Source organism: Streptomyces sp. NBC_00190, from assembly GCF_036203305.1.
Taxonomy (GTDB): domain Bacteria; phylum Actinomycetota; class Actinomycetes; order Streptomycetales; family Streptomycetaceae; genus Streptomyces.
Genome location: NZ_CP108131.1, coordinates 3,267,845 through 3,281,713 on the forward strand (window position 1 = coordinate 3,267,845; position 13,869 = coordinate 3,281,713).

9 protein-coding genes are annotated in these 13,869 nt (G+C 73.8%); 7 read left to right on the forward strand and 2 right to left on the reverse strand.

Annotation, left to right across the window (positions count from 1 at the left end; translation table 11 throughout):
- Positions 1-71: 71 nt before the first annotated feature.
- Entirely contained in the window at positions 72-1,778 is a 1,707-nt protein-coding gene (locus tag OG429_RS15835) for a serine/threonine-protein kinase (RefSeq protein WP_328925972.1), read from the reverse strand.
- A 437-nt stretch (positions 1,779-2,215) separates the two neighbouring features.
- Between OG429_RS15835 and OG429_RS15840 the strand changes: the two genes are divergently transcribed.
- From OG429_RS15840 to OG429_RS15860, 5 genes are all read left to right on the forward strand, one after another.
- Positions 2,216-5,191: an FHA domain-containing protein gene (locus tag OG429_RS15840; RefSeq protein ID WP_328925973.1), complete on the forward strand. Its 2,976-nt coding sequence runs from the start codon at positions 2,216-2,218 to the stop codon at positions 5,189-5,191.
- A 115-nt stretch (positions 5,192-5,306) separates the two neighbouring features.
- Positions 5,307-6,668, forward strand: a complete 1,362-nt coding sequence (locus tag OG429_RS15845) for an ABC transporter substrate-binding protein (RefSeq protein WP_328925974.1) — start codon at positions 5,307-5,309, stop codon at positions 6,666-6,668.
- A 41-nt stretch (positions 6,669-6,709) separates the two neighbouring features.
- Positions 6,710-8,017 carry a carbohydrate ABC transporter permease gene (locus tag OG429_RS15850; protein ID WP_328930283.1) on the forward strand — a complete coding sequence of 436 codons (1,308 nt, stop codon included), beginning with the start codon at positions 6,710-6,712 and terminating at the stop codon, positions 8,015-8,017.
- Between the two features lie 26 nt (positions 8,018-8,043).
- Positions 8,044-8,955 (forward strand): carbohydrate ABC transporter permease, encoded by a 912-nt coding sequence (locus OG429_RS15855; protein ID WP_405681413.1) that lies wholly within the window; start codon positions 8,044-8,046, stop codon positions 8,953-8,955.
- A 166-nt stretch (positions 8,956-9,121) separates the two neighbouring features.
- The gene (locus OG429_RS15860; RefSeq protein WP_328925976.1) at positions 9,122-11,374 is read left to right on the forward strand and encodes a bifunctional glycosyltransferase/CDP-glycerol:glycerophosphate glycerophosphotransferase; all 2,253 of its coding nucleotides are present in this window, start codon (positions 9,122-9,124) and stop codon (positions 11,372-11,374) included.
- 54 nt (positions 11,375-11,428) lie between these two features.
- On the opposite strand, the gene OG429_RS15865 is transcribed toward OG429_RS15860, so the two are convergent.
- Positions 11,429-12,046, reverse strand: coding sequence for a TetR/AcrR family transcriptional regulator (locus OG429_RS15865; protein WP_328925977.1), 618 nt, complete (start codon positions 12,044-12,046; stop codon positions 11,429-11,431).
- A gap of 131 nt (positions 12,047-12,177) precedes the next feature.
- On the opposite strand from OG429_RS15865, the gene OG429_RS15870 reads away from it, so the two are divergent.
- Together OG429_RS15870 and OG429_RS15875 are read left to right on the forward strand one after the other, a co-directional pair.
- Entirely contained in the window at positions 12,178-13,083 is a 906-nt protein-coding gene (locus tag OG429_RS15870; protein ID WP_328925978.1) for an ABC transporter permease, read from the forward strand.
- Positions 13,076-13,852, forward strand: a complete 777-nt coding sequence (locus OG429_RS15875) for an ABC transporter ATP-binding protein (protein ID WP_328925979.1) — start codon at positions 13,076-13,078, stop codon at positions 13,850-13,852. The genes OG429_RS15870 and OG429_RS15875 overlap by 8 nt, the downstream gene beginning before the upstream one ends.
- Positions 13,853-13,869: the final 17 nt, after the last annotated feature.

The following is a 13,869-nucleotide window of genomic DNA, read 5'->3' on the forward strand; positions in this document are numbered from 1 at the left end:
TTCACTTCTGCGGGCGAAATCACGTCCCAGAAGTCGACAAATCCACGAACTCAGCGCTACAGGGTTCCGTTTCAGGGCGCGGAGGGTCCCGTGGAGCCCGTCGCGTCCCCGATGGCGCTGACCCAGTCGACGATGCCGGTGCCCCAGCTCCACACCTGGTCCCACCATCCCTTGCCGGTGCCGACCCATTCCTGGAGCGGGGTCAGCTCCCAGATCAGCCAGCCGCCGACGAACAGCAGCAGGATCATGACCAGGCAGCCCTTCAGGCAGCCGAGGCCGGGGATCCGCACCGGGTTGGCGCTGCGGCGGCGCGGCTCTCGCGGCTCACGCGGGGCCTGCGGAGGCTGCTGCCGGGGCGGCGGGCTCTGCGGGGGCTGCTGCTGCGGCGGCTGCTGGGGCTGCGGCTGGCGGTACTGGGGCTGCTGCGGCTGCTGGTACTGCTGAGGCTGGCGCTGCTGCTGCGGCTGGTAGTGCTGCGGGGGCGGCGGCGCGTACTGCTGCTGCGGCGGCTGCTGGTACTGCTGCTGCGGCGGGCCCTGCTGGTACTGCTGCTGCGGCTGGTGCTGCGGCGGCGGAGGCGCCTGCCGCTGGGGGCGGCGCCGCAGCGGGTCCTCGCTCGGGTCGAGGTAGTGGACCTGCGTCTGCTCGTTGCGGTCGCGGGCGGCGCGCATCTGCGACTCCCACGGGTGCGGCTGGTCCGGCCGCTGCACCGGCGGCATGACGGAGGTGGCGTCGGCCGCGCCGACCGGCGGCATGACGCTGGTCATCGCGTTCGGGTCGTAGGCCCCGGCCGGCATCGCCCCGGCGCCGCTGGGCAGCACCTGGGTGGCGTCCGCGGCGCCCGGGGCCTCGGGGACCGGCGCCGGCGAGGGGTCGGGCGCGAGCAGCGCACCGACGCCGAGCGCGGCCTCCACCTCGGCGGCCGTGGAGTGCACGCCGATGCCGGAGGCGACCACGCGCAGCCCGCGGGCCAGGCTCTCGGCGCTGGGGCGCTCGGTCGGCTCCTTGCGCAGGCATCGCTCGATGACGGTCCACAGCGGCTCGGGGACCGTCGAGGGGCGCTGCGGATCCTCGCTCAGGTGGCGGTGCAGCACTTCGAGCGCCGTGCCGCCCGCGAACGGCGGACGGCCGGTGAGGAGCTCGTAGAGCAGGATGCCGGCGCCGTAGATGTCGACGGCGGAGGTCTGCGGGCGGCCCTCCGCGGACTCGGGGGCGACGTAGGCCGGGGTGCCGACGAACTCGTGCGTGCGGGTCAGACCCGGGGAGTCCGCGAGGCGGGCGATGCCGAAGTCGGTGAGCATCGGCTTCATCTGCCCGCCGCGCTCGTCGAGGAGCACGTTGGCGGGCTTCAGGTCGCGGTGGACCACGCCGTCGGCGTGGCTGGCCGCGAGCGCGTCCGCGATCTGGGCGGTCAGCAGGCTCGCCGCGACGGGGGTGAAGGGGCCGTTCTGGCGGAGGTACTTGTGCAGGTCCGGGCCGTCGATCAGGTCCATGACGAGCGCGAGCAGATCGCCCTCGACGACGAGGTCGCGGGTGCGCACGATGTTGGGGTGCGTCAGGCGCAGCAGGACGGAGCGCTCGCGCAGGAAGCGCATGACGATGTCCGCGTCCTGGGCCAGCTCCTCCTTGAGGACCTTGATGGCCACCGTCTCGCCGGGCTGTCCGGCGACGGCCGCCTCGGCGCCCGCGGTCTCACGCTGGCGAGCACGCCAGACAGTGCCCGTGGCGCCGCGCCCGAGCGGCTCCTCGAGCAGGTATTTGCTGCCGACTGGCCGCACGTCTCGCGCTCCCCTGCTGTCGTCTGCTGTGGTCTGCAGTAGTCGATGGGTTGACTGGTTTTTTCCGGCCCACTCTAGGGGGTGTCCCCGTGGAAGACGCCGGGCGCCGAAGGTTGGTTGCCGCACATATGTGCGAAGGGTGATGTTTGCGGGGTATGCCGGAGGCGATTTTCCCCCGCTCGTTGTCCGATAAGCGTGAGGTCCGCGCCCCGCCGCGACCGATCAAGATCAATTGTCGGTGGGCGCCGGGCGTGTTGTGGGCGACAGGTGCGAGGATGCACACGTACGGAACGGCACGGGACGGGAGCCCCGCCTTCCGGCAGACCTGACCGGACGACGCGTCCGTGCCGGGTGGGGGGCGATCGGGCGGCCATGTCCCGGAATTCCCCTGCCGGGCGCACGCACCGCGCACCGCGCAGAAGGGACCGCTGACGGCGATGCAGATCCGGCTGACCGTCCTCGGGTCGCGCAGCGGCCACCAGCCCGCGACCGCCCCGGTGAGCTGTGACGTGCTCGTCACCGCACCCGCCGGCACCGTGCTGGCCGCGGTCGCCTCGGGGCTCGCGGCGACCGTCGGCGGGCCGGACACCGGGGGCACGGTCGTGCTCTACGCCGGCGCCGAGCGGCTCGACCTGCAGCGGCGCGTGCTGGGCGAACCGCCGCTGGTGGACGGGGCGGTGGTGGCGCTGCACGGCCCGGTGCCGGACGTCCTGCCGGAGGAGAGCCTCGGCGCGCCCCAGCTGCACGTGGTGGCCGGGCCCGACGCGGGCGGGGTGCACCTGCTGCACAGCGGGCAGATCCGGGTGGGCCGCTCCGCCGACGCCGATGTCCCGCTGGACGACCCGGACGTCTCCCGGCTGCACTGCGCGGTCACGGTGATGCGGGACGGCCGCGTGGCCGTGGCCGACCTGGACTCGACGAACGGCACCACCCTCGACGGTTCCCCGGTGGGGCCGCAGCCGGTGGCCCTGCCGCCGGGGGCGCTGCTGCGGGTGGGCGAGTCCACTCTGCGGCTGGCGCCCGCGAGTGCGGACGGCGCCGCCGCCCTGCCGGTGGTACCGGACCTGGAGGGCCACCTCTCGCTCCCCGGCCGCGCCGCGTCCGCGGAGCCCCTCCCCGCGGGCGCCGCCGCCGGACCTCAGGCCGCCGAGAGCCCCGCCCCCGACCCCCTGCCGGGTGCGCGCCCCGCGTCCGGCACCTCCGGTACGTCCGGCACCTCCGGTACGGAGCACGCGGGCGCCCCCGCCCCGGGCCCGGGCCCGTACGGCGCCCCCGGCCCGGATCTGGGCTCCGCCGCCGGCCCCGCGCCGGCAGGCCGCCGCAAGGGGCTCGGGGCCTGGGCCCGGAAGTGGGTGCGGGGAGAGGAGGTCCCCGAGCCCGAGGCCGCGCCGGAGACCGCCTCGGCCGCGCCCGACCCCGACGACCCCGCCGCACTGCTGCTGGCCGCGCTGGGGCCCACCGAACGGTTGTGGTCGCGGCGCCCGGGGCACCCCAGGGTCCTGGAGGTGGGCCTCGGCGCCGGGAGCCGGGTGCCACTGCGTACGGCCGGCGCGCTCGGCATCGCCGGTCCGCGGGCCAGGCTGGCCGGGGTCGCCCGCTGCGTGATCGCCCAGCTCGCGGGCCTGCACGCGCCCGGACAGCTGGAGATCGTGCTCGTCTCCACCGACCGGGCGCGCCCGCTCGCCGAGCGCCGCCGCGACTGGGGCTGGCTCGGCTGGCTGCCCCACGTACGGCCCGCGCACGGCCAGGACTGCCGCCTGCTCCTCGCGTACGACCGCGACCAGGCCGCCGCCCGTACCGGTGAGCTGACCCGGCGCCTCGACGACGGTCCGCTCGGCGCGCACTGGGCCGCCGCCGATGCCGAGCAGGTACGGCAGGCCGCCGACGCCTACGAAGGCCCGTACACGCTCGTCGTCCTCGACGGCGACCCCGGCGCCGGCCCGCTGCGCGACATCACCGGGCGGCTCGCCTCGCACGGCCCGGCCGCCGGGATCCACGTGCTGGCGCTGGCCGAGGCTCCGGCGGCGACGCCCGCCTCCCCGGTCGCCGATACGTACGAGGCCGCCTGCGCGAGCATCCCGGCCTTCCGGGACTGCGGCGCGGTCGCCCTGCTCAGCGGCGATGTGGCCACGGCCGTACGGACCTTCGCGGTCAGCGGCGGCCGGCCGGTCCCGAGCGGCGACACCGCCACCGCCGACGCCGTTTCCGCGGCCTGGGCCGAGCGCTTCGCCCGGGCGCTGGCGCCGCTCCGCGGCGACAGCGGGACGGTCGAGCCGTACCGGCCCGCCGCCGCCACCCTGCCGGCCACCGCGCGGCTGCTGGACGAGCTGGGGCTGGCCCGGGCCACCCCGGCCTCGCTGATGGCCCGTTGGGCCGCCGCCACCGAGCAGGGGCAGGCAGTGGGCGGCCTGGCCGAGATCGTGCTGGGCAGCGGGCGCCAGGGCGTCGTCGGCGCCGAGCTGGTCCACGACGGCCCGCACCTGCTCGTCGAAGGGCCCGCCGGAAGCGGGCGGACCGAGCTGCTGCGGTCCGTGGCAGCGTCCCTGTCGGCGGCCGCCCGGCCCGACCGGCTGGGGCTGGTCCTCCTCGACGGGGCGGGCGGCGAGCGCGGCGACGGACTGCAGCCCTGCACCGAACTGCCGCACGTCTCGGCCCATCTGGTGGCCTCCGATCCGCTGCGGATGCGGGAGTTCGCCCAGGCGCTGGGAGCGGAGCTCAAGCGCCGCGACGAGCTACTGGACGGGATGGCGTTCGCCGAGTGGCACGCACGCCGTGAGGTCTCCGACCGGATGGTCTCGCCGCGCCAGCCCACCCCCGGTGAGCTGCGCGGCGACCTGGACAGCCAGCGCACGGGCACGCTCCGGCTGCGCGCCTCGGCCATCCGTACCGATCCCGCGGTGCCGAGCCCGCTGCCCCGCCTGGTCGTACTGGTCGACGACTTCGACGCGCTGGTCGCGCCGGGGCTCGGCGCCACGGGCCGCCCCGCCGCCGGTTCGGTGGTCCGGGTCCTGGAGGCGGTGGCCCGCGAGGGCGCCAGGCTCGGCGTGCACCTGGTGGCCACCAGCGCCCGCCCGGACCGTACGGCCGACACCGGGCTGGCCCGGCTGACGACCCTGCGCGTGGAACTCGACGCCCCCGACCAGCCGGGCCCCGGCCGCGGCCTGCTCCGGTACGCCGACGGCCGGACGGTCCCGTTCCAGGCGGGCCGGGTCACCGGCCGGATCCCCCGCACGGCCACCCTGCGGCCGACCGTGGTCCCGGTGGAGTGGGATCGTATGGGTGATCCGCCGGCCCGTCGCCCGGTGCGTGAACTGGGCAACGGACCGACCGACCTCGCGCTGCTGGCCAGTGCCCTGGACCGGGCCTCGCACCTGGTCTCGGCGATACCCGTGCTGTTCCCGGCGGCCCCCTGACGGCTCCCCGAGCGCCCCGGAGGGGGTGCCCGGATGGCGGGACGCGGTATTGCGGGGGCGCACGGCTCGGCGTAGACCTGTGGTCCGGGACACATCGAACCTCGGGGGCAGAGCCATGCGCAAGCACGGAACGAGCCGTACGACGTATCGCTGGGCAGCCCTGGCCGCGGCCGGAGCGCTCGCGCTCACCGCGTGCGGGGGCGACCCGGACTCGAAGGCGGATCCGCCGCAGGCCGGGACCACGGCCGGGCCCACGGTGGAATTACCGCAGCTGAAGGGTGAGAAGCTCTCGGTCGCCGCCGTCTGGACGGGCCCGGAGCAGGAGAACTTCACCAAGGTCCTGAAGGAGTTCGAGAAGCGGACGGGCGCCTCCGTCACCTTCGTCCCGGCCCAGGACCCGATCGTCACCTTCCTCGGCTCGAAGATCGCGGGCGGCGCCCCGCCGGACGTCGCGCTGCTCCCGCAGGTCGGGGCGCTGGTCTCGGCGGTCCAGAACAAGTGGGCGCAGCCGGTCGGCCCGGAGGCCCAGGCGCAGCTCGACAAGAACTACTCACCGGGCTGGAAGGCGCTCGGCGCCGTCGACGGCGTCCAGTACGGCGTGTACTACAAGGCCGCCAACAAGTCGTTGATCTGGTACAACGCGAAGGCCTTCGAGGCGGCGGGCGTCAAGCCCCCGAAGACCTGGAAGGAACTGATCAGCGCGGCCGACACGCTCTCCGCCTCCGGTACGCCGGCGGTCTCGGTGGCCGGCGCGGACGGCTGGACGCTCACGGACTGGTTCGAGAACGTGTACCTGTCCCAGGCCGGTCCGCAGAAGTACGACCAGCTGGCCAAGCACCAGATCAAGTGGACGGACGACAGCGTCAAGCAGGCGCTGACCACGCTGGGCGAGCTGTTCGGCCGCAAGGACTTCCTGGCGGGCGGCCCGAGCGGGGCCCTGGCCACCGAGTTCCCGAAGTCGGTGACGCAGACCTTCACCGGCGGCGACCGCCCGGCGGCCGCGATGGTCTTCGAGGGCGACTTCGTGGCGGTGAACATCGCGCAGACCGACGCGAAGGTGGGCAAGGACGCCCTCGTCTTCCCCTTCCCGGCGGTCGGCGGCAAGGCGCCGGTGGTCTCGGGCGGTGACGTGGCGGTCGCGCTGAAGCCGACGAAGGGCGCGCAGGCGCTGCTGACGTTCCTGGCGTCGCCGGACGCGGCGGAGATCCAGGCCCGCGAGGGCGGTTTCCTCTCCCCGAACAAGGGGGTCGATCCGGCCGCCTACCCCAACGACATCCAGCGGGGCATCGCGAAGTCACTGATCGCGGCGGGCGACGACTTCCGCTTCGACATGTCGGACCAGGCTCCGGCGGCCTTCGGCGGGACCCCGGGCGCCGGTGAGTGGAAGGCGCTCCAGGACTTCCTGGCGAACCCGTCGGACGTGGCGGGCACCCAGGCCAGACTGGAGGCGGACGCGGCCAAGGCCTACGGGAACTGATCCCGGTGACGGCCAAGGTCACCGGAGCCGCGAAGAACACCGTGAGGAACACCGCCCGCGACGCCGAGGCCAGGCGCCGCCGCCTGGTCGCGGCGGCGTTCCTCCTGCCGGCTCTCGTCCTGCTCGGGGCGCTGGTCGTGCACCCGATCGGCTACTCGGTCTACCGCAGCTTCTTCGACCGCTCCGGGTCCGCCTTCGTCGGCGGCGACAACTACCGGGAGATCGTGCACGACCCCACGATCCGCACCGCGCTGAAGAACACGGCACTGTGGGTGGTGCTCGCCCCGACCACGGCGACCGCCCTCGGCCTGATCTTCGCGGTGCTCACCGAACGGGTGCGCTGGGGGACGGCGTTCAAGCTGCTGGTGTTCATGCCGATGGCGATCTCGATGCTGGCGGCGGGCATCATCTTCCGTCTCGTCTACGACCACGACCCCGACCGGGGCGTCGCGAACGCGATCTGGGTCGGGGTCCACGACACCTTCGCGGAGTCCTCGGCCTTCCCCAAGGCCCGCCCGGGCCGGGACTCCCCGCTGACGGACGCCGGCGCAGGCGCCTTCGTGACCCGGGATCCCGTACGGGCGGGCACCCCGGTGCTGCTCCCGCTGGTCGGTGTGGCCCCGGAGGCGCTGCCCGAGGGGACCCGTACGGCCAAGGCGGCTCCCGCCGAGCCCGGCAAGGTCACCGGGACCACCTGGCAGGACTTCACCCGCGGCGGGGGCGGCCGTACGAACGCGGTCGACCCCACCGAGCAGGCCTTCGCCGGGATGCGGATCGAGGCGGTCAAGGACGGCAAGGTGGTCGATACGGCGACTACCCGCGCCGACGGCACCTTCACCCTGTCCGCGAAGGCCGACGGCGCGCTGCTGCGCCTGCCCGCGGTGAACTTCCAGGAGGCGTACGGGGGAGTCGAATGGCTCGGTCCGGCACTCGTCACCCCGGCGATCATCGGGGCGTACGTGTGGATGTGGGCCGGGTTCGCGATGGTGCTGATCGGGGCCGGGCTGGCCTCCGTACCGCGGGAGCTGCTGGAGGCGGCGCGCGTGGACGGGGCGAACGAGTGGCAGGTGTTCCGCCGGATCACCGTCCCGCTGCTGGGGCCCGTCCTGGTGGTCGTGCTCGTCACCCTCGTCATCAACGTCATGAAGATCTTCGACCTGGTCTTCGTGATCGCGCCGGGAGCGGTCCAGGACGACGCGAACGTGCTCGCGCTCCAGCTGTACCGGACCTCCTTCGGCACGGACGCCGATCCGGGCCTGGGCAGCGCGATCGCCGTCCTCCTGCTGGTGCTGGTGGTCCCGGTGATGCTGGTGAACATCCGTAGGCTGCGCAAGGAGGGGGCCCGATGAGCGGTTCCCACCGGACGCCGGACCCGATGGCGGCGGCCATACCGACGGTGGTGTCACCGGCGGCGGCCGCGCCCGCGGCCCGCCGGCGGGCCGCGGGCCGGACCGGCTTGGCCAAACTCGCCGCGAGCGGCCTGGTGCGCGTCTTCCTGGTCGCGGCCGCGCTCTTCTGGCTGCTGCCCACCCTCGGCCTGCTCCTCTCCTCCTTCCTCTCCCCCACCGACCTCAACAAGGGCGGCTGGTGGCAGGTGCTGACCGCGCCGTCACGGCTGACGGCCGACAACTACGAGCGGCTGCTGGCCAACGACACGATCACCGGCTCGCTGCTGAGCACGGTCGCGATCGCCGTCCCGGCGACCCTGCTCGTCCTCGTACTGGGCGCGCTCGCCGGATACGCCTTCGCCTGGCTGGAGTTCCCCGGACGGGACTGGCTCTTCCTGGTCGTCGTCGGGCTGCTGGTCGTCCCCGTACAGGTGGCGCTGATCCCGGTCTCCGAACTCTTCGGCGCCATCGGGCTGTTCGAGACCACCGCGGGCGTGGTCCTGTTCCACACCGCCTTCGGGCTGCCCTTCGCCGTGTTCCTGCTGCGGAACTTCTTCGCGGAGATCCCGCGGGAGCTGCTGGAGGCGGCGCGCCTGGACGGCGCGGGCGAACTGCGGCTGTTCACACGGGTGGTGCTTCCGCTGGGCGGTCCGGCGATCGCCTCGCTCGGCATCTTCCAGTTCCTGTGGGTGTGGAACGACATGCTGGTCGCGCTCGTCTTCGCGGACTCGGCGCACCCGCCGGTCACGGTCGCGCTCCAGCAGCAGGTCCGGCAGTTCGGGAACAACATCGACGTGCTGGCGCCCGGCGCGTTCCTGTCGATGGTGGTGCCGCTCGTCGTCTTCTTCGCCTTCCAGCGGCAGTTCGTCTCGGGGGTGATGGCGGGCGCGATCAAGTGACCGACGTGCGGTGTTGACGCTGCGTAACCCGATTGCCGCACACCGCGTAACCCGATCGCCACGCGGGGGGTTCCTTGGGGCACTCCCCCAGCCTCCGGCGGGGGGGACCCCCACCCAGCGGTAGCTGGGGGAGCCAGATGCCTGCCCGCCGACCCCTGGATGTGCCGTGCCCCGGTTCAGCGTCATCGTGCCCGCGTACAAGGTCCAGGCGTACCTCCAGGAGAGTCTGGACTCGGTCCTGACGCAGTCGTACCCGGATCTGGAGCTGATCGCGGTCGACGACGCCTCCCCGGACGCCTGCGGCTCGATCATCGACGAGTACGCGGCCCGCGACCCCCGGGTCACCGCGGTGCACCTGGCGCACAACCTCGGGCTGGGCCCGGCCCGGGGCGCGGGCCTGGCCCGGGCCACGGGCGACTACCTGGTCTTCCTCGACGGCGACGACACCCTGGCCCCGGGCGCCCTGCAGGCCATCACCGACCGGCTGAAGGCCACCGGCTCCCCCGACGTCCTGGTCTACGACTACGCGCGCACCTTCTGGACCGGCGAACTGGTGCGCAACCGCCTCTCGCACCGGTTGTCCGAGGAGGGCCCGGCCAGCTTCCGCCTCGCCGACCGCCCGGCCCTGCTCGGCATGCTGATGGTGGTGTGGAACAAGGCCTACCGCCGCGAGTACGTGGAGCGCGAGGGCTTCACGTTCCCGCCCGGCTTCTACGAGGACACCCCATGGACCTACCCGGCGCTGCTGGCCGCGGAGTCCGTCGCCGTCCTGGACCGGGTCTGCGTGCACTACCGCCAGCGGCGCACGGGGTCGATCCTGACCACCTCCAGCCGCCGCCACCTCGACATCTTCGACCAGTACGACCGGGTCTTCGGCTACCTCGCGGGCCGTCCCGAGCTGGAGCGCTGGCGCCCCGCCGTGCACCGGCGGATGGCCGAGCACTTCTGCGCCCTGTACGCCGACCCGCGCCGCCTCCCGCGCGCGAGCCGGCCCGAGTTCTTCGGCCGGGCCTGCGCCCTGCTGCGCCGCCACCGGGCCCCGGGCGGCGCGGGCCCCCTGCCGCTGCCCCTGTCCCGGACCGACCGCGTGCGGCACACCCTGATGCGGCTGGGCACCCGGCGCACGTACCGGCTGCTGTCGGTCCTGCGCTCGGCGGCGCTGGCGGCGGGGCGCGGCGGCTCGGCCCTGTGGCGGGGGCTGCGCGAGACCGCTCTGCGCCTGCACTACCGGATCCAGCGGCTCCTGCCCCTGCGCCCGGAGCTGGCGGTCTTCTCCGCGTACTGGCACGGCGGCTACGCCTGCAACCCGGCGGCGATCGAGGCGAAGCTGCGGGAGCTGGCGCCCCGGATGCGGACGGCGTGGATCTGCGACCCTGCGCACGCGCCGACCCTGCCCCGGGAGACGGCGGCGCTGCGCCCGGGATCGGCGGCCTACTGGTCGGCCCTCGCCAGGGCCACGTACCTGGTCACGAACGTCAACTTCGAGCGCAGCCTGGTCAAGCGCCCAGGCCAGATCCTGGTCCAGACCCAGCACGGGACCCCGCTCAAGCGGGTCGGCCTCGATCTCCAGGACCGGCCGGCGGCCACCCCGACCACGGACTTCGCGGGCCTGCTGCGGGGCGCCGACCAGTGGGACTACCTGCTCTCCGCGAACCGGCACTCCACGCTGGTCTGGGAGAAGGCCGTCCCGTCCGCCTACTCCACGCTCGAATACGGTTACCCGCGCAACGACGTGTTCCACCGCGCCACCCAGGCGGACGTCCTCGACCTCCGCGAGCGGCTCGGCATCGCGCCGGGCTCGACGGCGGTCCTGTACGCGCCCACGCACCGCGACTACCGGCGCAGCCGGCCGGACCACCTGGACTTCGAGCGGGTGCTGCGCGATCTCGGGCCGCGGTTCACGCTGCTGGTGCGCACGCACCTGACGTACGCGGGCGCCCCGGCGGCCGCCCGCGACCCGCACCCCCGCCTGATCGACGTCTCCTCGTACCCCTCGGTGGAGGAACTCTGCCTGGCCTCGGACGCGTTGGTGACGGACTACTCGTCCCTGATGTTCGACTACGCGGCGCTGGACCGGCCGATCGTGATCCACGCGGACGACTGGGAGGCGTACGAGGCCGCCCGCGGCACCTACTTCGACCTCCGCTCCTGCCCGCCGGGGGCGATCGCCCGCACGGAGGACGAGCTCGTGGACATCTTCGCCACCGGCCACTGGCGGGGCTCGCGCTCCGCCCAGCTGCGGTCCGCCTTCCGCACGCGCTTCTGCCCGTACGACGACGGGCACGCGGCCGAGCGCGTCGTGCGCCGCGTCTTCCTGGGCCAGTCCGCCCCGCTCCCGCCGGTCGTCCCGCTGGAGGACCGCCGGCCCACCCCCGCGGCGCCGGCCCTTGCCCCGGCTCTGTCCCCGGTCCGGCCGTAGCGGCCGCGGGCGGCTGGCGGGGCGACTGCCGGAGCGCCCGCCGGGGCCCAGGCGTCAGGCGGCCCGCAGGCCCGCGACGACCGAGCGGGCCAGCTCGTCCAGGTAGCCGGCGGGGACGGCGTCGCGGACGACCACCTGCCGCCAGTACAGCGGCCCGATCGCCAGATCGAGCGCCCGCCCCGGGTCGGTGCCCTCCGGCAGCTCGCCCCGCGCGACCGCGCCGGAGACGATCCCCTCCGCCATCCGCCGCTGCCCGTCCAGCAGCGCACCGCGCACCGCGTCCGCGATCTCGGGATTGCGCGCCGCCTCGACCAGCAGGTCGGGGATCACCGCCGAGGCCACCGGGTGCCGCATCACGTGCGACATGACCTCCAGCAGGGCTCGTACGTCCCCGTACAGCGACCCCGTCTCCGGCACCGGCAGGCCGTCGGCCGCGAAAGCGCCCACCAGGTCCAGGACCAGGTGCAGCTTCGACTTCCACCGCCGGTAGACCGCGGTCTTCCCGACGCCCGCGCGCCGGGCGATGCCCTCGATGGACATCCGAGAGAAGCCGACCGCGGCCAGTTCCTCGACGACCGCGTCGCGGATCGCCTCGGTCACGTCCTCGCGCAGGACGGCGGCCCCGGCGGGGGCACGGCGGGCGGGGGTAGCGGCGGCAGGCTCCGTGGTCATGCACACAGCATAGCTTCGCGCGTCACGACGATACGGTTGCGTTCCGACGCGTCGCGCCCTAACCTCACCGTAGCGACGATACGGACCCGTCCCATCGCCACCGGCCCCCGACTCCGGCGAAAGCGACCCTTGTGACCACCGCGACCGCACCCAAGACCCCACCCGCTCCCGCGACCCCCGCGGAGCTGGCCGCCGCCCACGGCCTGACGCTCAGCGGCGCCCGCCCCACGCTCCCCCGCTACATCGCGGAGCTCTGGGGCCGCCGCCACTTCGTCACCGCCTACGCGACGGCCCGCATGCAGGCCACGTACAGCACGGCGAAGCTCGGCCAGGTCTGGCACCTGGTGACCCCGCTGCTCAACGCGACGGTGTACTACTTCATCTTCGGCATCGTCATGCGCGCCAGCCACGGCGTGCCGGACTACGTGCCGTTCCTGATCACCGGCGTCTTCGTCTGGGACTTCATCGGCAGCTCCATCAACGCCGGAACCCGCGCCGTCCACAGCAACCTCGGCCTGGTCCGCGCCCTGCACTTCCCCCGCGCGAGCCTGCCCATCTCCACCGTCATCCAGCTCTTCCAGCAGCTGCTCGTCACCATGGGCGCCCTGGTCATCCTGCTGCTCGCCTTCGGCCAGGCACCCGCCCTGTCCTGGTTCCTGGCCGTCCCGGCCCTGCTGCTGACGGCCTTCTTCGCCGCCGGCTGCGCGATGGTGCTGGCCCGCATCGGCAGCAAGAGCCCGGACGTCAGCCAGCTGATGCCGTTCATCCTGCGCACCTGGATGTACTCCTCGGGCGTCATGTGGTCCATCGACTCGATGCTCAAGACGGACCACCTGCCGCACTGGGTGTCGATGCTGCTGGGGCTCAACCCGGCGGCCGTCTACATCGACCTGATGCGCTTCGCGCTGATCGACAGCTTCCAGGCGCACTCGCTCCCGCACCACGTGTGGCCGATCGCCATCGGCTGGGCCCTGCTCGCCGGCGTCGGCGGATTCATCTACTTCTGGAAGGCTGAGGAGGAGTACGGCCGTGGCTGACACCGCAACGAAGACCCGCGTCCCCACGGTGATCGCGGACGAGGTCCACGTCGTCTACAAGGTCCACGCGGGCGGCCGCAGGGGCGGCGCCACCGCCGCGCTCAGCCGGATCTTCTCCCGCAAGCCCGCCCCCGGCGTGCGCGAGGTGCACGCCGTCAAGGGCGTCAGCTTCACCGCGTACAGGGGCGAGGCCATCGGCCTCATCGGCTCCAACGGCTCGGGCAAGTCCACCCTGCTCAAAGCCATCGCCGGCCTCCAGCCGGTGGCCTCCGGCGCGGTCTACTCGCACGGCCAGCCGTCGCTCCTCGGCGTGAACGCGGCCCTGATGAACGACCTGACCGGCGAACGCAACGTCATCCTCGGCGGCCTCGCGATGGGCATGTCCAGGCAGCAGGTCCACGAGCGCTACCAGGACATCGTCGACTTCTCCGGCATCAACGAGAAGGGTGACTTCATCTCCCTGCCCATGCGTACGTACTCCTCCGGCATGGGCGCCCGGCTGCGGTTCTCCATCGCCGCCGCCAAGGACCACGACGTGCTGATGATCGACGAGGCCCTGGCCACGGGCGACGCCGCCTTCCAGCGGCGCAGCCAGGCCCGCATCGAGGAACTCCGCGAGCACGCGGGCACCGTCTTCCTCGTCAGCCACGGCATCAACACGGTCCGCGAGACCTGCGACCGCGCGATCTGGCTGGAGTCGGGCGTCCTGCGCATGGACGGCCCCTCCGCCGAGGTCTGCGACGCGTACGAGGCCTTCACCAGGGGCTGAGCGGCCTCGTCCACGCA